The 17,404-nt window shown below is 64.4% G+C and carries 16 protein-coding genes; 11 read left to right on the plus strand and 5 right to left on the minus strand.

Going from position 1 to position 17,404, the window contains the following annotated elements; all coding sequences use genetic code 11:
• Positions 1-2 precede the first annotated feature (2 nt).
• Positions 3-1,298 carry an NAD(P)/FAD-dependent oxidoreductase gene (locus tag AC3WL2_RS05255; protein WP_102682274.1) on the plus strand — a complete coding sequence of 432 codons (1,296 nt, stop codon included), beginning with the start codon at positions 3-5 and terminating at the stop codon, positions 1,296-1,298.
• Positions 1,299-1,308: 10 nt separating this feature from the next.
• Here the strand turns inward: AC3WL2_RS05255 and AC3WL2_RS05260 are convergent, their stop codons facing one another.
• Both AC3WL2_RS05260 and AC3WL2_RS05265 read right to left on the minus strand, forming a co-directional pair.
• A complete protein-coding gene (locus AC3WL2_RS05260) occupies positions 1,309-1,614 on the minus strand; it encodes a helix-turn-helix domain-containing protein (RefSeq protein ID WP_046855774.1) in 306 nt (101 codons plus the stop codon).
• Positions 1,595-1,978 (minus strand): type II toxin-antitoxin system RelE/ParE family toxin, encoded by a 384-nt coding sequence (locus AC3WL2_RS05265; protein ID WP_173862420.1) that lies wholly within the window; start codon positions 1,976-1,978, stop codon positions 1,595-1,597. The genes AC3WL2_RS05260 and AC3WL2_RS05265 overlap by 20 nt, the downstream gene beginning before the upstream one ends.
• Positions 1,979-2,157: 179 nt before the next feature.
• Here AC3WL2_RS05265 and AC3WL2_RS05270 point away from each other — a divergent pair, with 179 nt between their 5' ends.
• From AC3WL2_RS05270 to AC3WL2_RS05280, 3 genes are all read left to right on the plus strand, one after another.
• Positions 2,158-2,835, plus strand: coding sequence for a DUF3313 domain-containing protein (locus tag AC3WL2_RS05270; protein WP_046857799.1), 678 nt, complete (start codon positions 2,158-2,160; stop codon positions 2,833-2,835).
• Positions 2,836-3,098: 263 nt separating this feature from the next.
• Positions 3,099-3,692: a DUF1842 domain-containing protein gene (locus tag AC3WL2_RS05275; protein ID WP_102682275.1), complete on the plus strand. Its 594-nt coding sequence runs from the start codon at positions 3,099-3,101 to the stop codon at positions 3,690-3,692.
• Between the two features lie 19 nt (positions 3,693-3,711).
• Positions 3,712-4,167, plus strand: a complete 456-nt coding sequence (locus tag AC3WL2_RS05280; protein ID WP_102682276.1) for a DUF1842 domain-containing protein — start codon at positions 3,712-3,714, stop codon at positions 4,165-4,167.
• Positions 4,168-4,239: 72 nt separating this feature from the next.
• On the opposite strand, the gene AC3WL2_RS05285 is transcribed toward AC3WL2_RS05280, so the two are convergent.
• Positions 4,240-5,547, minus strand: coding sequence for a serine/threonine transporter (locus tag AC3WL2_RS05285; RefSeq protein ID WP_102682277.1), 1,308 nt, complete (start codon positions 5,545-5,547; stop codon positions 4,240-4,242).
• Positions 5,548-5,637: 90 nt separating this feature from the next.
• A complete protein-coding gene (locus AC3WL2_RS05290) occupies positions 5,638-7,014 on the minus strand; it encodes an L-serine ammonia-lyase (protein WP_102682278.1) in 1,377 nt (458 codons plus the stop codon).
• 146 nt (positions 7,015-7,160) lie between these two features.
• On the opposite strand from AC3WL2_RS05290, the gene AC3WL2_RS05295 reads away from it, so the two are divergent.
• Entirely contained in the window at positions 7,161-8,108 is a 948-nt protein-coding gene (locus AC3WL2_RS05295; protein WP_102682279.1) for a LysR substrate-binding domain-containing protein, read from the plus strand.
• Between the two features lie 106 nt (positions 8,109-8,214).
• Positions 8,215-10,461 carry a TonB-dependent receptor gene (locus tag AC3WL2_RS05300; RefSeq protein WP_102682280.1) on the plus strand — a complete coding sequence of 749 codons (2,247 nt, stop codon included), beginning with the start codon at positions 8,215-8,217 and terminating at the stop codon, positions 10,459-10,461.
• A 2-nt stretch (positions 10,462-10,463) separates the two neighbouring features.
• Here AC3WL2_RS05300 and AC3WL2_RS05305 read toward each other — a convergent pair whose 3' ends face one another.
• The gene (locus AC3WL2_RS05305) at positions 10,464-12,173 is read right to left on the minus strand and encodes a sulfatase-like hydrolase/transferase (protein ID WP_102682281.1); all 1,710 of its coding nucleotides are present in this window, start codon (positions 12,171-12,173) and stop codon (positions 10,464-10,466) included.
• A 384-nt stretch (positions 12,174-12,557) separates the two neighbouring features.
• Here AC3WL2_RS05305 and AC3WL2_RS05310 point away from each other — a divergent pair, with 384 nt between their 5' ends.
• The 5 genes from AC3WL2_RS05310 to AC3WL2_RS05330 are packed head-to-tail and all read left to right on the plus strand — an operon-like array spanning position 12,558 to position 17,402.
• Positions 12,558-13,907 carry a UDP-glucose dehydrogenase family protein gene (locus tag AC3WL2_RS05310; RefSeq protein WP_102682282.1) on the plus strand — a complete coding sequence of 450 codons (1,350 nt, stop codon included), beginning with the start codon at positions 12,558-12,560 and terminating at the stop codon, positions 13,905-13,907.
• Positions 13,904-14,968, plus strand: a complete 1,065-nt coding sequence (locus AC3WL2_RS05315; RefSeq protein ID WP_102682283.1) for an NAD-dependent epimerase — start codon at positions 13,904-13,906, stop codon at positions 14,966-14,968. Before AC3WL2_RS05310 ends, AC3WL2_RS05315 begins: the two co-directional genes overlap by 4 nt.
• The gene (locus AC3WL2_RS05320) at positions 14,965-15,711 is read left to right on the plus strand and encodes a sugar transferase (protein ID WP_046855782.1); all 747 of its coding nucleotides are present in this window, start codon (positions 14,965-14,967) and stop codon (positions 15,709-15,711) included. Before AC3WL2_RS05315 ends, AC3WL2_RS05320 begins: the two co-directional genes overlap by 4 nt.
• Before the next feature lies 1 nt (position 15,712).
• Positions 15,713-16,360 carry a CpsD/CapB family tyrosine-protein kinase gene (locus AC3WL2_RS05325; protein WP_102682284.1) on the plus strand — a complete coding sequence of 216 codons (648 nt, stop codon included), beginning with the start codon at positions 15,713-15,715 and terminating at the stop codon, positions 16,358-16,360.
• A 22-nt stretch (positions 16,361-16,382) separates the two neighbouring features.
• Positions 16,383-17,402, plus strand: a complete 1,020-nt coding sequence (locus tag AC3WL2_RS05330) for a polysaccharide biosynthesis/export family protein (protein WP_102682285.1) — start codon at positions 16,383-16,385, stop codon at positions 17,400-17,402.
• The last annotated feature ends 2 nt before the right edge of the window (positions 17,403-17,404 follow it).

Raw genomic sequence — 17,404 nt, forward strand, 5'->3', positions numbered from 1 at the left:
CCATGCCCCACATGACTGAACACACTGCCTCCTACTACGCCGCCTCGGCGCGCCAGGCGGCGACCTACCCCGCGCTCGACCAGGACCTGCAGGCCGATGTCTGCGTGGTCGGCGGTGGCCTGACCGGGGTCAATGCGGCCTTGGAGCTGGCCGAACGCGGCCTCTCGGTGGTCCTGCTGGAGGCTTGCCGTATTGGCTGGGGCGCCAGCGGGCGCAACGGCGGGCAACTGATCCGCGGCATCGGCCATGACGTATCGGGCTTTGCCTGCCATGTCGGCCAGGACGGCGTGCGCTACCTCAAGCAGGCCGGGATCGACTCGGTGGCCCTGGTCGCCCGCCGTATCGCGCAATACGGCATCGACTGCGACCTGCGCTGGGGGTTCTGCGAGCTGGCCAACACCCCTGCCCAGTTCGTCGCATTCGAGGACGAGCAACGCGATCTCGCCGAACTGGGCTACCCGCACGAGACCCGCCTGGTCGGCCCCGAGCGCATGCACGAGATCGTCGCCAGCGACCTGTACGCCGGCGGCCTGGTCGACATGGGCTCGGGCCATCTGCACCCGCTCGACCTGGTCCAGGGCGAAGCCCACGCCGCTCATGGCCTGGGGGTGCGCATCTTCGAGCAAAGCCCGGTACTGCGCATCGAACATGGCAGTACGGTGATCCTGCACACCGCACGCGGCAAGGTGCGCGCGCAGAGCCTGGTACTCGGCTGCAACGCCCACCTCGACGAGCTGGAGCCACGCTTGAGTGGCAAGGTGCTGCCGGCCGGCAGCTACGTGGTGGCGACTGAGCCACTGCCTGAAGGCCTGGCGCGTACGCTGATCCCGCAGAACATGGCGCTGTGCGACCAGAAAGTGGGCCTGGACTACTACCGCCTGACCGCCGACAACCGCCTGCTGTTTGGCGGTGCCTGCCACTATTCCGGGCGCGACCCCAAGGACATCGGCGCCTACATGCGGCCCAAGGTGCTCAAGGTGTTCCCGCAACTGGCCGAGGTGCGCCTGGACTACCAGTGGGGCGGCATGATCGGCATCACCGCCAACCGCTTCCCCCAGGTCGGCCGGCTCAGCCAGCACCCCAACGTGTTCTATGCCCAGGGCTACTCCGGGCATGGTTTGAACGTCACCCACTGGACAGCGAAACTGCTCGCCGAAGCCATTGCCACCGAGCAAAGCCGTGGCTTCGATGTGTTCCGCGCGGTGCCGCACCTGACCTTCCCCGGTGGCAAGGCACTGCGCTCGCCGCTGCTGGCACTGGGGATGCTGTGGTATCGCTTGCGCGAGGCGCTGGGCTGACGACCCACCGTCATAGAATGGCCTGCAGCCCCTTGTCGGCAATGATGTTCAGCAGCTTCAAGGCCGGCCCGGCCGGGCGTGTTTCGCCCTGCTCCCATTTGCGCACTGTCGATGCGCTGGTGTGCAGGTGCAGGGCGAACACCGGTTGGCTGAAGTTAAGGGCTTCACGCAGGTGGCGGATGTCCTGGGCAGTGAACGCTCGCACCGGAGCCGGGCAGATCGCCTCAAAGTCCCTCAGCGTAACCTTGCCGACAGCGCCTGCCTGCTCCAGAGCCGACAGGTCGGCACGCAATGACTCAATGAGTTTGCTGGTCACAATGGACCTCCATCAATACTCCGCAGCCCAATGCCTTGGCCAGAGCGCGGGGTGATAATTCCAGAAAAACCTTGCCGGTAAACTGCAGGGCCTTTTGCTCGGCCGGTGTGACATTGGCCAGGTCGCTTTTGGCGAATCCATGCAAGAACACATATCGATCGCCTATGCGAGCCGACAGTAGCGTGCGGTAACCACCCCGCTTGCCACTGCAAAGGCCAGCAATGCGCTTCTTGAACAATAAGCCGCCAAGACTCGCGTCAAACAACCCACTCTGCATTTCTGCAACTGCCCGGCAGAGCAGGTGGTCCGGCAAGCACTCCCTGGCTTGCCAGCGGGCAAACTCCCTACGCTTGTAGACATCCATGATCGGCACTCTAAACATACCCGTAAAGGGCATACCTTTCCACTTTCATTGATGAATGGATAGTAAGCCCAATCAGGTTGATCGGTGGGAAACGGCAACTGTCGACAGCCCGAACGCTGGCCTTCGGCCCACCACCTGCTAGCGTTGTTCTGGCCCCTTCCCTCATGGACCTTGTCATCATGAAGCACCTGCCTCGCACCACCCTGCTGTGCGCTGCTCTGCTGGCCCTGGTTGCCTGCTCCAGCAACCGTGTCGACCCCAAGGACTATTCCGGGTTTCTCAAGGACTACAGCCGCCTGAAGCCGGCCGAAAGCGTCTCCGGCGCGCCGGTGATGCGCTGGATCGACCCGGACGTGAAGGCCAGCCAGTACACCAAGGTGTTCATCGAACCGAGCCAGTTCTACCCCAAGCCGCAACCGACCAACGTGATCTCGGCGCAGACCCTGCAAGAGATCACCCGCTACTTCAACGAAGCGATGCGCCGCGAACTCGGCAGTGTGCTCACCCTGGTCAAGGAGCCCGGGCCGAATACCATCGTGGTGCGCCCGGCGATCACCGCGGTCTCCACCAGCACCGAAGGCCTCAAACCCTATGAAGTGATCCCCATCGCCCTGGTCGCCGCGGCGGTCAACACCGCCGCCGGTGGCCGCGACCAGGCCGTGGACATCGCCGTGGAGGCGGCCTTCCTCGATGGCGCCAGCCAGAACGTGCTGGCCCAGGTGGTGCGCAAGGGCAGTGGCAAGGACCTGGAGAACGACACCACGCAGCTGACCCTGAACGACGTCAAGCCGGTGCTCGACGGCTGGGCCAGCGACATGCGCCGCAGCTTCGTGGCCCTGCAGCAGAAAGCGAAGTAAGTGACCATTCGGTCAATGCGCGACCACTCGTCGGACGTACTGTAAAAAGGCCATCACTGCCTGGCCGGCCTGCTTAACTCAAGCGGGCTGCCAGGCAGGCGGCACCGCGTACCAGGGATGGCTGCACAAGCCGGCTGCCAACAGCCGCTCGCACCGGGCAAGCCTGTTCTCCCCGCCCGGTCTCCCACCTCCTCCGCCTCTTCGCCCGCCTGCGCCAGTCGTGGTTATCGGTATGTCATTCATCGAATGCAATGGAGGCAATCATGTCTGAATCGCTGCTCGCACCGTCGGAAGGTCTTTTCCCGGTGTCCTACCTCATTGGTACCAACGCGCCAGGTGCCCCGCGCCTGCAAGTCGACCTGCTGGTCTACACGCCAGACCGCAGCGTCAACGGCCACGCGCTGATCACCCAGACCACCAATCCACCGCTGGAGCTGGCGCTGGATGTCTGGGGCACCTACAGCTACCTCACCGTGCAGCCGCCAAGCGAAGGCAAGATCCTGCTGACGGTACGTGGCAACCATGGCGGACCACACGCCAACTCGCCGGAGCAGTTCGAGCTGCGTGCGCTGCTCGACCAGGACTGGCAGAAAGGTACGGCCAGCTATCGCTACTACAACGGCCAGCGCTGGATCGAGGTGGACAACGTACCCGTCGTGCTGGAGCTCAAGCGCATCCAGACACTGGCGAACGTCGACCTGACGACCGAACTGCACAACGCCACCCTGGAGGCAGTGATCGCCACCGGTGATGTCGCGCAACTCAAGCATCTGGCCAGCGGTGCCGTGGGCAAAGCCCTGGACCAAGCTCTTGCCTCGACCAAAAGCCCGGCCGCCAAGGCCGCCAAGAAAGCCTGAGCAGACAAGGAGAATCAGCATGTCCTTCGGACTTTTTCATACCCGCCTGAACGTCAGCAACGGGCTGCTCGGCGCACCGATCCTGACCCTCGACCTGCTGGTGAATACCGTGCAGAAGAAGGTCACCGGCAGGGCTTCCATCATCCAGACCACGCATCCGGTTCAGGTGTTCCACGCCAAGGTGTGGGGCGGCTACAGCGAGCTGCCGTTCGCGCCCGCGGGTAGCCCGTCGATCGTCCTGCACCTGGATGGCAGCCCTAGCGGCCCGCTCAGCCAGATTGCCCAGACCTTCCACCTGCAGGGTCTGCTCGACCAGGGCTGGAATGTCGGCACTGCCAGCTACCGCTACTTCATCAACGGCCATTGGGTCGACCAGCATGGCCGCGTGCGCAAGGCGCCGGACATCACCCACCAGGATCAACCGCGACCAGCGGAGCGCCTGAAGGCCGCGATCAGGCACCTGGAAAGCGTCTGACCTGAGCGGTCCACGGGGCAAGTCCTCCCCCCACGCATTCACGTGGGAGCGGGCTTGCCCTGCGTTCATTGGTCAGGCCATGAAGCTGTAGGCGATCGCCGACAGCGTGATCAAGCCGATCAGCACCACGAACACATTCGACAGCTTGCCCGAGTACTGGCGCAACGCCGGCACCTTCTGTACCGCGTACATCGGCATCAGGAACAACAGGCAGGCGATCACCGGCCCACCAAGGCTCTCGATCAGCCCGAGGATGCTTGGGTTGAGGGTGGCCACCGCCCAGCAGGTCACCAGCATGAACAACGCGGTGGCGCGCTCCAGGCGCTTGGCCGGCCATGTCTTGCCGCGCCCGCGCAGGCTCTTGACGATCATGCCCTGGAAGCCTTCGCTGGCTCCGATGTAGTGGCCGAGGAAAGACTTGGTGATAGCCACCAGCGCGATCAGTGGCGCGACGAAGGCGATCACCGGGGTCTGGAAGTGGTTGGCCAGGTACGACAGGATCGAGATGTTCTGCGCCTTGGCCGCGGCCAGGTCCGCCGGGCTCAGGGCCAGCACGCAGCTGAAGCAGAAGAACATCACCGTCAGCACCATCATCACATGGGCCGTGGCCAGGGTCCGGCCACTCTTGCGGTCGGCATCATTGCCATAGCGGTGCTTCTGGTCGACGGCGAAGGCCGAGATGATCGGAGAATGGTTGAACGAGAACACCATCACCGGAATCGCCAGCCATAAAGTCAGCAACAGCTTCGAGGCACCGATGCCCTCGTTGGCCTGGGCGAAGAAGGCGCCGTTCCAGTTGGGGATCAGGCTCAGCGCCAGCAGCAGCAACGAGGCGACGAAGGGATACACCAGCACGCTCATGGCCTTGACGATGATCTGCTGGCCGCAGCGCACCACGATCATCAACCCGCAGATCAGCAGCAACGCCAACAGTGCTCGGGGCGGCGCACCGATGTGTAGCTGGTGCTCGAAGAAGCTGGTCAGGGTATTGGTCAATGCCACGCTGTAGACCAGCAGGATCGGGAAGATAGCGAAGAAGTACAGCAAGGTGATGAGCTTGCCGGCGCCCACGCCGAAATGCTCCTCCACCACTTCGGTGATGTCCTCGTTGCCGCCTTTGCGCCCGGACAGCACGAAGCGCGTCAGGGCGCGGTGGGCAAAGAAGGTCATGGGGAAGGCCAGCAATGCCAGGATCAGCAACGGCCAGAAGCCCCCGACCCCGGCGTTGATCGGCAGGAACAGGGTGCCGGCGCCGATCGCCGTGCCATACAGGCCCAGGGCCCAGGTGGTGTCGTGGCGGTTCCAGGTGGTCGAGCCACTGGCCGAAGCCGGGGCAGCCGAATCCGCACGAACGCTCGTGGTGCTTTGTACATCAGTCATGGGTATCGCCTTGTAGTTGTTTTTGTCGCAGGTACAGCGGGTGTTGCAGGTTCAATCAGGCTTGCGGGGCACTTCGCGGGAGCCTGTTTCTCAGCACTCGACGAACGCGACGGCCAGGCCGCCGCGGGAGGTTTCCTTGTAGTTGGCGTGCATGTCCGCGCCGGTATCGCGCATGGTGCGGATCACCCGGTCGAGGGAGATGAAATGCTCGCCGTCGCCACGCAAGGCCATCTGCACGGCGTTGATGGCCTTCACCGCGGCAATCGCATTGCGCTCGATGCACGGGATCTGCACCAGGCCACCCACGGGGTCGCAGGTCAGCCCAAGGTTGTGCTCCAGCGCAATCTCTGCAGCGTTTTCCAACTGCGGTGGGGTCGCGCCAAGCACCTCGGCGAGCCCTGCGGCAGCCATCGAGCAGGCCGAGCCCACTTCACCCTGGCAACCGACTTCGGCGCCGGAAATCGAAGCGTTCTTCTTGCACAGAATGCCCACTGCGGCCGCCGCCAGGAGAAACGCCACCACATCGTCGTCACAGGCGCCGGGATTGAACTTCATGTAGTAGTGCAGCACCGCCGGAATGATGCCGGCGGCGCCGTTGGTGGGCGCGGTGACCATGCGCCCGCCGGCGGCGTTCTCTTCGTTCACCGCCAGGGCGAACAGGTTGACCCACTCCATGGCGCTGAGGGTCGAGCCGATCACGTTCGGCTTGCCGACCTCCTGCAGGCTGCGGTGCAGCCGCGCCGCCCGGCGCTTGACCTTGAGCCCACCCGGCAGGATGCCTTCGTTGCGCAGGCCGTTGTCGACGCACTCGCCCATCGCCGCCCAGATCTTCAACAGGCCTTCGCGGACCTCGCTTTCCGGGCGCCAGGCGCACTCGTTGGCCAGCATCAGCTGGCTGACGCTGAGATTGTGGGCCTTGCACAGGGCCAGCAGTTCGGCACCGCTGGAAAATTCGTAAGGCAGCTCGACCAGGCCTTCGTCGCTCGAAGGCGCATCGATTTCAGCTTGTTCGACGATGAAGCCTCCGCCCACTGAATAGTAGGTCTGGCTGAACTGGCTGCCCTGCCCGTCGAAGCTTTCCAGGGTCATCGCATTGGGATGGTAGGCCAGGCTCTCGTCCAGCAGGCGCATGTCGCGGCTGTACTGGAAGTCGATCGGATGACTGCCGTCGAGCATCAGGCAGTGCTCCTGCATCAGCTGGTCGATGCGTGGCTCGATGCTGTGCGGGTCGATCCGGTCCGGCCACTGGCCCATCAGCCCCAACAGGCAGGCACGGTCGGTGGCGTGCCCGACCCCCGTGGCCGACAGCGAGCCATAAAGGCGTACCTCGACCCGGCGAACCTGGGCCAGCAAGCCGCGCTCGCGCAGGGCCTGGGCAAAGGTCGCCGCGGCGCGCATGGGGCCGACGGTGTGGGAGCTGGATGGGCCGATGCCAATCTTGAAAAGGTCGAAAACACTGATAGCCATGCTAATGCCTGACCGTGACGGCAATCTGCGACACGCCACGGCTCTCCGGAAAATTTGAGCGGTATTGCCAAGTTGCGCGATACTGCCGCGCTCAGGCCAGCTTGACCAACGAAACTTCCTACACAAGCCTTTAGCAGGACTAAACAATGAAAGGCCCACTCAATGGCCAGGTGTTCGTCTGGCTGCACGTGTTCTCCTGTGCGGCGCGACATCTGTCGTTCACCCGCTGCGCCGAAGAGCTGCACATCACTCCCGGAGCAGTCAGCCAGCAGATGCGTCAGCTCGAGGAACGCCTGGGCTTTCGCCTGTTCCTGCGCCGTGCTCGCGGCGTCGAGTTGTCCGCCGAAGGCCAGCGCCTGGCGCAGACCGTGGCCGAAGCCTACGGCAGCATCGAGGCCGAGCTGCTGCGCCTGGACGCCGGCGAGATCCGCGGTACCTTGCGCCTGCGCTCGATCCCCTCGTTCCTGGCCAAGTGGCTGACCCCGCGCCTGCCGCGTTTCCAGCAACGCTATCCAGACATTGAGCTGCGCCTGGTGGCCGAGGACAGTAACCAGGCGCTGCATCCGGAAGACTTCGACCTGGCCATCGATCTCAACGATGGCAGCTATCCGGGCATGCTCTCCACGCCTCTGCTCGACGAGCAGATCTTCCCGGTGTGCTCGCCTGCCCTGCTGCGCGGCCGCCCGCCCCTGCACGGCCCGGCCGGGCTGGCCCACTACCCGCTGCTGCATGACATCACCGCCTGGCGCGGCAGCTCGGAATACGCCGAGTGGGAGTTCTACCTCGACGGCATCGGTGCCGGCGGGCTGGACGTACGCCGCGGACATACCTTCAACCGCAACCACCTGACCATCGAGGCCGCCATCGCCGGGGTCGGCGTGGCCATCGCCCGGCGCACCCTGCTCAACGACGAACTGGAACGCGGCGCGCTAATCGTGCCGTTCGGGGTGCCTATCGCCAACCACAAGCGTTATGTGCTGCTGTATCCACCGGGCGGATTGAGCCAACCTGGGGCGCGGGCGGTGCATGACTGGTTGGTGGAAGAAGCGCAGAGCTTTCGCGCCATGCACCCATTGGCACTGTCGGCGACTTAGATCAACACCACTTTAAATGCTAATGATTAGCATTGAGGTTTTGCCTTTCTGATTCGGAATCCCTAGTGAATGCCTTCACTTACTTGCGAATCGAAAGGAATCCAGTATGTCGCAACAACCTGTCAGCCCGGCACATCCGCCGGCTGTACCGCACTTCACCTGCAATCGCACCTTCGCCGCCGTGCACATGGCATTGCTCCTCGGGCTGGGCGGTGCCGCCATGAACCTGGCTGCGGCACACGCAGTGGAACCTGCGGAAGAAGTGGAGAAGGCGCGCCACGGCCAAGGCGCCGGCAGCCTGGAGCTGTCCGAAACCATGGTCGAAGGCAGCCGCGACGCCCCCAGTGCGTTGCCGCCGGTCTACGCCGGTGGCCAGGTGGCCTCGGGTGGCCGGGTCGGGCTGCTGGGCAACAAGGACTTCATGGAAACGCCATTCAGCACTATCAGCTACACCGAGAAATACATCGAGGACACCCAGGCCCAGACCATCACCGACGTGATCGCCGCGACCGACCCCGCAGTCTTCAGCAACGGGCTCAAGGGCACCTACAGCGAGAACTACTCCATCCGCGGCTTCAACTCCAACATCAGCGACGTGAGCATTGGCGGCCTGTATGGCATGGCGCCCTACTACCGGATCTCGCCGGAGATGTACGAGCGCATCGAGGTGCTCAAGGGCCCGTCCGCCCTGCTCAACGGCATGCCGCCAGGTGGATCGGTGGCCGGCAGCATCAACCTGGTGCCCAAGCGCGCGGGCGCCGAACCGCTGACGCGGATCACCGGCACCTACATGTCGGACGCGCAGTTCGGCGGGCACCTGGACGTTGGCCGTCGCTTCGGCGAGGAACAACAGTTCGGCGTGCGCTTCAACAGCGTCTACCGCGACGGTGATACCGCCACCGACCACCAGCGCATGAAGGCCGAGCTCAATGCCCTGGGCCTGGACTGGCGTGGCGAGCGCGCGCGCCTGTCGGCCGACCTGTACGAAAGCGAGGACCGGGTCAGGGGCCAGAACCGCGGCATCGGCCTGGCCGCAGGCGTGCCGGTGCCCAGGCCGCCGAAGTCCGAGACCTTGCTCAACCCGGACTGGGGTTTCGTACAGACCCGCGACAAGGGCGTGATCGTGCGCGGCGAATATGACCTCAACGACAACCTCATGGCCTATGCCTCAGCCGGCACCAGCAAGACCGACTACAAGTACAGCGGCACCATGCTCGCAGAAGTGCTCAACACCGCTGGCGACTTCGAGACGCGCATGGGCCAGTTGAAGATCGACCTGGAGAAGACCTCGGGCGAAGCCGGCCTGCGTGGCCATTTCGACACCTTCGGCGTCGGCCACCAGTGGTCGCTCAATGCCACGCACTACTCGGACAAGCAGCGCGACTATGGCCGGCGCAACGTTCCGGGTGCCGAGTGGATCACCAACATCTACCACCCGGTCTGGGGCCCGGAGGCCGCCAGGAGCTACCCCGCCATCGCCCACACCGAGTCACGCCTGAGCAGCTACGGCCTGGCCGACACCCTGTCGTTCTTCGACGAGCGTGTGCAGCTCACCCTGGGCGTGCGCCGCCAGCAGGTGCTGACCGACAGCTTCAACGTCGACACCGGCGCGCAAACCAGTCGCTACAACGAAAGCGCCACCACCCCGGCCGCAGCGGTGCTGATCAAGGTCACCGACGAAGTGTCGCTGTACGCCAACTACATCGAAGGCCTGAGCAAAGGCGCCGTCGCCCCGCTTACCGCGCCCAACGCCGGCCAGGTGTTCGCCCCGTACAAGTCCAAGCAGAAGGAGGTCGGTATCAAGCTCGACCTCGGCGACTTCGCCCACACCCTCAGCCTGTACCAGATAGAGCGCCCCAGCAGCTTCACCAACCCGGTAACCAAAGTGTTCTCCTTCGGTGGCGAGCAACGTAACCGCGGGCTCGAGTGGAGCTTCTTCGGCACACCGGTGGCCGATGTGCGCCTGATGGGCGGCGTGGCCCGTCTCGATCCCAAGGTGACCAAGGCCGAGAACCCCGCCGAGCAAGGCAAGACCGCCACCGGTCAGCCAAAACTGCAGGGCAAGCTGGGCGTGGAATGGGATACCCCGGTGCTCGAAGGCCTGACCCTGACCGCCAACGCCACGGCCGTCTCGAAGCAGTACATCAGCGACGACAACAGCCAGTCGATTCCCGGCTACACCCTCTACGACGTCGGTGCCCGCTACCGGCTGCAGGTGGCCGACCACCCGGTGACCTTGCGCGGCACGGTAGAGAACGTGACAAACAAGGCCTACTGGGGCATGCCGCTGCTCACCAGCCTGGGGCTGGGCGCGCCACGCACCGTGCAGCTGTCCGCCAGCATCGACTTCTGACGTCAGTCAGCCTTGCCTACCGGCATCGGTTGCCCCGCCAGGACACTGGCGGGGGTGACTACCTGGCCCAGGTCGATATGACGGAAATCCGGCTTGGCCCCCAGCCGCGCATTGAAACGCACGTTGAAGGTGAACGGGTCGTCGGTCGGCATGTCCAGCGACTGCCCGTAGAGCGCGCTGACCGCCTTGTCGTCGTAGCCCATCAGCTTGAGCATTGTGGGGAAAAGGTTGTAGTGGCTGGAGGCGTTACGGTTCATCGCCAGGTTGCCTTCCCAATCCAGTGTCCTGAGGCCCTGCCCCTGGATCACTACCAGCGGCACCAGGCCCTCCTCGGGCACCGGGTTGCTGTCGCAATGAGTGTTCAGCCCCGGGTTACCGCGCTCATGCAGGTCCTGGCCATGGTCGGAGGTGTACAGCACCACGGCCTGGCTGAGGTCGGCCTCGGCGAATAGCCGGCGGAAGAACTCACCGACGCTCCACAGCACGGTGTTCTGGTAGGCATTGCGGTACAGCACCCAGTCCTGCGGGCGGCCATCGAAACCGTCGCGGGTGCCAGTGTCGGCAATATCGACGTAGTGGCCCCGGGGCAACGCGGGCTGGTATTTGAGGAAGTCGTCTGGATATTTGTCGTGCACCGGGAAGTGGGCCCCGACCTTGTTCACCACGATCAGGTGCGGCTTGCCATCCTTGAGCAGCGCAATCAGCCGCTCCAGCGCCGCCATGTCGCGCTGCACCACGGGGGTGTCGTCGAACTGGATGAACTGGTCGATATCGCGCTTCTCGGTTTCGGTCATCAGGTTCTGCAGGTTGCCGCCGGTGCGCTGGCCGTCGATATAGACCGTCTCCAGGCCCGCGCGCTTGGCGTACTGCCAGATCGACGGCTGGGTCGAGTTGATGCGCAGGTAGTCGGCGCGGGTGCCGCCATAGCGCAGGGTGACATTGGTGTCGGCGCTGCAGTTGGCAATGGACGCGGCGTAACCGAAATTGACGATCTGCACGCCGGGTTGGGCCTGGGCCAGATGGCTGGTGACCCCGGCCGGGGTGTTCAGGTCCAGGTAGTTGCCCGAGATGCTCTCGTCGATCAGCAGCACGATGTCCCGCGCCATCGCCGGGCCTGATTGGGCAAGGGTCACGGGCTGACGTGGCCCGACATGGTCGTGCAAGGTCTCGTAGGTGAACAGGCTCAGGTAGGCCAGCGGCGTGTACATCACCGGCAGCCCGCGGGCGCCCTCGCCGGCCCGCACAAACAGGATGGCGACCAGCGCCAGCAACCCCAGCAGCGGTGCCAACGGTGGCAACAGGCGCGGCAACTTCGGCGTCGGCCCCGGACGCAGGCCAATGCCCAGCAGCAACAGCAGCGCCCGTGCCGCAGCGAGGGTTATGGCGTAATGATATTGCTGCAGCGCCTCCTGGACGAAACCGCCGGCGTAGACCATGGACACGAAGGCGCTATAGGTCAGGTACGAATCGGTGATGCGGTTATAAGCGTCGAGAAAGATCGCGCTGACGGTGAACATCAGGGCCAACGCCCAGCGCAACCACCCCGCACGCGTGAACGCCGTCAGCACAAGCGCCACTGCCAATACCGCAAACATACCCAGGTAAAGGACCAGCGGCACGCCAATACCCAAGGCTTCTATGCGCTCACGGTAATAGCCATGAAAACTGGCCAGGTAAACCAGCAGCAGCAAAAGCTTGACCCATCCGCGCATGTTTCGGCCACTCCGGTCATGGAATTCTTCTCAAACCGTAGCACCTGTGAAACAAACCACAACGCAAAAAAGTCAAATTTCCGACGACATACCGACACCGGAATCTGGCACAGGCCGCAAGCTGTTGTTGATTATCTCTATCGTCCGCAGCCCGCTTATTTCGCTGCATTGCACCGTTCATCGGCTCGCCGAACGGCCAATTGCCACTAGCTATGTTCGCTAACACACGGATTGGAAACGGGTTGGTGGCAGAAGGCCCGTTGCGTTGGACTCTGTAAATGCGACGAAACATGCCATTGCTTTGACGCAATTCCACCGGGCTGAGCTATACCCAATTCACATCACTGTTTCATCTCCCTTACTCATCCATTCGAGGCACCGCGCATGGACGTGAGCGTTTTTGGCACCGGTTATGTCGGACTGGTACAGGCAGCAGCACTGGCGGACGTAGGTCACCGGGTACTGTGCGTGGATGTCGATACCCACAAGATCAACCAGTTACGCCAGGGTGTGCCGCCGATCAGCGAGCCGGGCCTGTCGGACTTGCTCGAAGACAACATCAAGGAAGGTCGCCTGCTGTTCAGCACCCAGGCCAGCGACGCCGTCAGCCACGCAGAGCTGATCTTCATCGCCGTGGGCACCCCGCCCGACGAGGACGGTTCGGCCGACCTGACCCATGTGCTCAACGTCACCCGGCAGATCGCCACGCTGATGGAGACCGACCATACCCTGATCATCAAGTCCACCGTGCCGGTGGGCACCGCCGACCAGGTCATGGCCCTGGCCCGCGACGAGTTGCAGCGCCTGGGCAAGGGTCAGTTGCAAGTACGCGTGGTGTCCAACCCCGAGTTTCTCAAGGAAGGCAGTGCCCTGGCGGACTGCATGCGCCCCGACCGCATCATCGTCGGCACCCTCGACGAGGTCGCCCATGACCAGTTGGCCGAACTGTACGCGCCGTTCTGCCGCAACCACGAAAAACTGATGTTCATGGATAACCGCAGCGCCGAACTGACCAAGTACGCCGCCAACGCCATGCTCGCCACCCGCATCAGCTTCATGAACGAGCTGGCCAACCTCAGCGAACACCTGGGCGCCGATATCGAGGCGGTACGCCGCGGCATCGGTTCCGACCCGCGCATCGGCTACCACTTCATCTACCCCGGCTGCGGCTTTGGCGGTTCGTGCTTCCCCAAGGACATCAAGGCCCTGCTGCACACCGCCGCGCACAGCGGCATGCCGCTGCGCCTGCTGCAGAGTGTCAGCGAGGTCAACGATCAGCAGCGGCGCATCCTCTTCGCCAAGCTCAAGCAGCGCCTCGGCGGCCTGGCGGGCAAGTCCATCGCCCTGTGGGGGCTTGCCTTCAAACCCAACACCGACGACATGCGCGAAGCGCCCAGCCGCTACCTGATGGAAGCGCTGTGGGCCGAAGGCGCCACGGTGCGCGCCTATGACCCCGAAGCCATGGACGAATGCCGGCGCCTGTACGGCTACCGCGACGACCTGCAACTGTGCGCCACCCGCGACGACACCTTGCAGGACGCCGACGCCCTGGTGATCTGCACCGAGTGGAAAAACTTCCGAGTAGTGGACTTCTCGATGCTGGCCAGCAAGCTGCGCGCGCGGGTGATCGTCGATGGCCGCAACCTGTACAACCCTGAACAGGTGGCGGCCCACGGCCTGCACTACAGCGGCATCGGCCTGCGCCAGGTCAGCCCGCAGGCGGATGCGCCATGAAAGTGCTGGTCACCGGCGCGGCCGGTTTCATCGGCGCCCATACCTGCCGCCAGCTGTTGCTCGAGGGGCATCAGGTGGTGGGGCTGGACAACTTCAACGACTACTACGAGCCGTCGCTCAAGCATGCCCGCGTGCACTGGGTACGCCAGACAGCGGGCGATTTCCCGCTGCACTGCCTGGACCTGGGCGACCGCGACGGCATGGCCCGGCTGTTCGCCAGCGAACGCCCGGACGTGGTCGTGCACCTGGCCGCCCAGGCCGGTGTGCGCTACTCGCTGCAGAACCCGCAGGCTTACCTGGACAGCAACCTGGCCGGTTTCCTCAACGTGCTCGAAGGCTGCCGCCGGCACCCGGTCCAGCACCTGCTGTACGCCTCGTCCAGTTCGGTGTACGGCGCCAATCAGCAAACGCCGTATCGGGTCGAAGACGCCGTGGACCACCCGCTGTCGCTGTATGCCGCCACCAAGAAGGCCAACGAGGCCATGGCCCACAGTTACAGCCACCTGTACGGCATTCCCTGCAGCGGCCTGCGCTTCTTTACCGTGTATGGCCCCTGGGGCCGCCCGGACATGTCGCCGATGCAGTTCGCCCGGGCGATCAGCGAAGGCAGGCCAATCCAGCTGTTCAACCATGGCCGCCACCAGCGCGATTTCACCTATATCGACGACATCGTCGAGAGCCTGGTGCGGCTGATCCCCCTGCCCCCGGTCGCCGACCCGCAGTGGAATGCGCTGACCCCGGATCCGGCCAGCAGCCATGCGCCGTGGCGGCTGTACAACATCGGCGGGCAGCGTCCGGTGGAACTGCTCGACTACCTGGCGCTGCTGGAGAAACACCTGCAGCGCAACGCGGTGATCGAACTGCTGCCACTGCAACCAGGCGATGTCCTGGCCACCTGCGCCGATGCCAGCGCCCTGGCCAGGGTCACCGGATTCACCCCACAGATAGGCCTCGATGAGGGGCTCAGGCGCTTCGTCGCCTGGTTCAAGAGCTACTACTCGCCCGCCGCCAGCGAAGCGGCGGCCACGGGTGAGCAGCCAGATCAACGGAGGGCGGTATGACAGGACAACCCAAGAGCGCGCAACTGCAGGCGCTGTACCAGGACAAACGCATGGACCCGGCGCACCGACAGCGCATTGATGCCGCCATCCACATGCAGGGCCGCGGCTGGATCACCGGCCGCGTCGGTGGTCGCCCCTGGACCCTTTCGCGCACCAACCGCGTGCTGTCGTGCCTGGCCGCGCTGACCCTGCTGCTGCTGCTGTCGCCGCTGTTCCTGGTGCTGGCGCTGCTGATCAAGCAGTCCAGTCCAGGCCCGGTGTTCTTCGTGCAGAAGCGCACCGGCTACCGCGGCCGCGCCTTCGGCATGTTCAAGTTCCGCACGATGGTGGCGAACGCCGAGGCGTTGAAGGATTCGGTGCGCCACCTGAACAAGCACGGCGCCGATGCCATCGACTTCAAGATCGACAAGGATCCGCGCATCACCTCGGTCGGCGGCTGGTTGCGCAGAAGCAGCCTGGACGAGCTGCCCAACCTGATCAACGTGGTCACCGGCGATATGCGCCTGGTCGGCCCGCGCCCCACTTCATTCAACGCCTACCGCTACCACGACAACCACCTGGCGCGGCTGTCGATCTACCCGGGCATGACCGGCCTGTGGCAGATCTCCGGGCGCAGCAACATCGACTTCGACCAACGGGTGGAGCTGGACCTGAGTTACATCAACGAACAGAGCCTGATGCTGGACCTGAAGATCCTGCTCAAGACCCCGTTCAAAGTCTTCACTGGCCACGGAGCAAGCTGAGATGGACGGTTCATCCTCAAGAAGCCTGACGATCGCTACCCCAAGCGAGACCAACCTGACCGCCACCGTGCTCGACCTCGACCAGCGCACCCTGCTGCTGACCGCGGCCAACACCGGCAGCGGCACCAGCACCAGCGCCCTGGCCTTCGCCAGCCAGCTGGCCCTCATGAGTGCGGGCAACGTGCTGCTGATCGATGCCAGCCTCAGCCCCGGCGGCCTCAGCCAACAGCTCGGCCTGGCCAAGCTGCGCGGCTACAGTGACCTGCTGTTCAACCAGGACACCCCGCCGCTGGCCCAGGACTGCATCGTGCGCCTGTCCGACCAGCCGTTCGACGTGCTCCCGGTGGGCACCTGGAAGCGCGGCCGCGACCGCCTCGACCACGAGCAATTGCGCGTACTGCTGAACCAGCTGAGCAACCAGTACCGCTTCGTGGTGATCGACGGCGAAGCCATCTACGCCAGCGCCGACAGCCTGGTGATCGGTACCTTGGTCGACGGCGTGATCCTGGTCGTGTGCGCCGAGGAAACCCGCTGGGAAGTCGCCCAGGCCGCCAGCCAGCGCCTGACCCAGGCCGGCGCGCGATTGATCGGCAGCGTGTTCAACAAGCGCAAGTACTACATGCCCAAGTGGTTGTACGAAAATCTCTGAGAGGCCGCACAGGATGAACGCCATGAGATATCCCTCGATTGCCCTGTGCGTACTGGCCCTGGCCGGCTGCGCCAGCCAGGAAAACCGCGAGATGCCGGTGCAGATCCTCACCGCGCCTCCCGCCGAAAGCCAGGCCACTGAAGTCGCCCGCCGCGAACAGGTACTACGCCCGCAGGACGTGCTGGAAGTGATTTTCCATGTCAGCAACCGCTCGGCCGGGGCCTACCGGATCCAGTCCGGCGACACCCTGGACCTGAACTTCATGGCCGCCAGCGGCCTGAACGGCAACCAGCTGGTGCAGCCCGACGGCACCATCACCCTGCCCAGCACCAACGCCGCGGTGCGCGTCGAGGGCATGACCCCCGGCGAAGCCGAGAGCGCCATCCGCCAGGCCTACCAGGACAAGCGGGTGTTCAAGCCCAACCGTGACCAGGTCACCGTGCGGGTGGTGAGCCCGATGACCGACGAGGTCAACCTGAAGAACGCCCTCAGCCACCCCGGCACCGGCATGAGCCGCGACATCACCGTGGGCAACGACGGCCGCGCCACCTTCCCGGAAATCGGCTCGGTGCCGCTGCAGGGCATGACCGTCAACCAGCTGCGCGACTACCTCAACGAGCGCTACGCCACGTTGCCAGGGCGCATGAGCGTGGATGTGCTGCTCAAGTCCACCGCCGCCAACGAGATCTACGTGCTCGGCGAAGTCGGCCAGCCCGGCGCCTTCCAGATCCGCCGCCCGATCTCCGTGCTCGAGGCGCTGACCCTGGCCCGCGGCCCGACCCTCAAGGCCAAGCTCGGTTCGGTGGTGATCATGCGTCGCGAGGGCAACACCGTGCATGCGGTCAACTACGACGTCGACCAGGCGCTCTCCGGCGGCAGCCAGAAACTCGCCTACCTGCAGCCCGAAGACATGCTCTACGTGCCCAAGACCAAGCTGGCCAGCGCCGCCGAGCTGTCCCGGCAGTTGGCCGACGTGGTGCTGTTCCAGGGCTTCGGCTTCAGCTTCAGCTACCGCGTCGACAATAAAGAAAGCGACGACTGACC

It is taken from the genome of Pseudomonas sp. FW305-96 (assembly GCF_058783825.1).

Coding starts and splice junctions, on each gene's coding strand:
- AC3WL2_RS05255 (WP_102682274.1), top strand. CDS start 3: ATGCCCCACATGACTGAACACACTGCCTCCTACTACGCCGCCTCGGCG.
- AC3WL2_RS05265 (WP_173862420.1), bottom strand. CDS start 1,978: ATGGATGTCTACAAGCGTAGGGAGTTTGCCCGCTGGCAAGCCAGGGAG.
- AC3WL2_RS05270 (WP_046857799.1), top strand. CDS start 2,158: ATGAAGCACCTGCCTCGCACCACCCTGCTGTGCGCTGCTCTGCTGGCC.
- AC3WL2_RS05275 (WP_102682275.1), top strand. CDS start 3,099: ATGTCTGAATCGCTGCTCGCACCGTCGGAAGGTCTTTTCCCGGTGTCC.
- AC3WL2_RS05280 (WP_102682276.1), top strand. CDS start 3,712: ATGTCCTTCGGACTTTTTCATACCCGCCTGAACGTCAGCAACGGGCTG.
- AC3WL2_RS05285 (WP_102682277.1), bottom strand. CDS start 5,547: ATGACTGATGTACAAAGCACCACGAGCGTTCGTGCGGATTCGGCTGCC.
- AC3WL2_RS05290 (WP_102682278.1), bottom strand. CDS start 7,014: ATGGCTATCAGTGTTTTCGACCTTTTCAAGATTGGCATCGGCCCATCC.
- AC3WL2_RS05295 (WP_102682279.1), top strand. CDS start 7,161: ATGAAAGGCCCACTCAATGGCCAGGTGTTCGTCTGGCTGCACGTGTTC.
- AC3WL2_RS05300 (WP_102682280.1), top strand. CDS start 8,215: ATGTCGCAACAACCTGTCAGCCCGGCACATCCGCCGGCTGTACCGCAC.
- AC3WL2_RS05305 (WP_102682281.1), bottom strand. CDS start 12,173: ATGCGCGGATGGGTCAAGCTTTTGCTGCTGCTGGTTTACCTGGCCAGT.
- AC3WL2_RS05310 (WP_102682282.1), top strand. CDS start 12,558: ATGGACGTGAGCGTTTTTGGCACCGGTTATGTCGGACTGGTACAGGCA.
- AC3WL2_RS05315 (WP_102682283.1), top strand. CDS start 13,904: ATGAAAGTGCTGGTCACCGGCGCGGCCGGTTTCATCGGCGCCCATACC.
- AC3WL2_RS05320 (WP_046855782.1), top strand. CDS start 14,965: ATGACAGGACAACCCAAGAGCGCGCAACTGCAGGCGCTGTACCAGGAC.
- AC3WL2_RS05325 (WP_102682284.1), top strand. CDS start 15,713: ATGGACGGTTCATCCTCAAGAAGCCTGACGATCGCTACCCCAAGCGAG.
- AC3WL2_RS05330 (WP_102682285.1), top strand. CDS start 16,383: ATGAGATATCCCTCGATTGCCCTGTGCGTACTGGCCCTGGCCGGCTGC.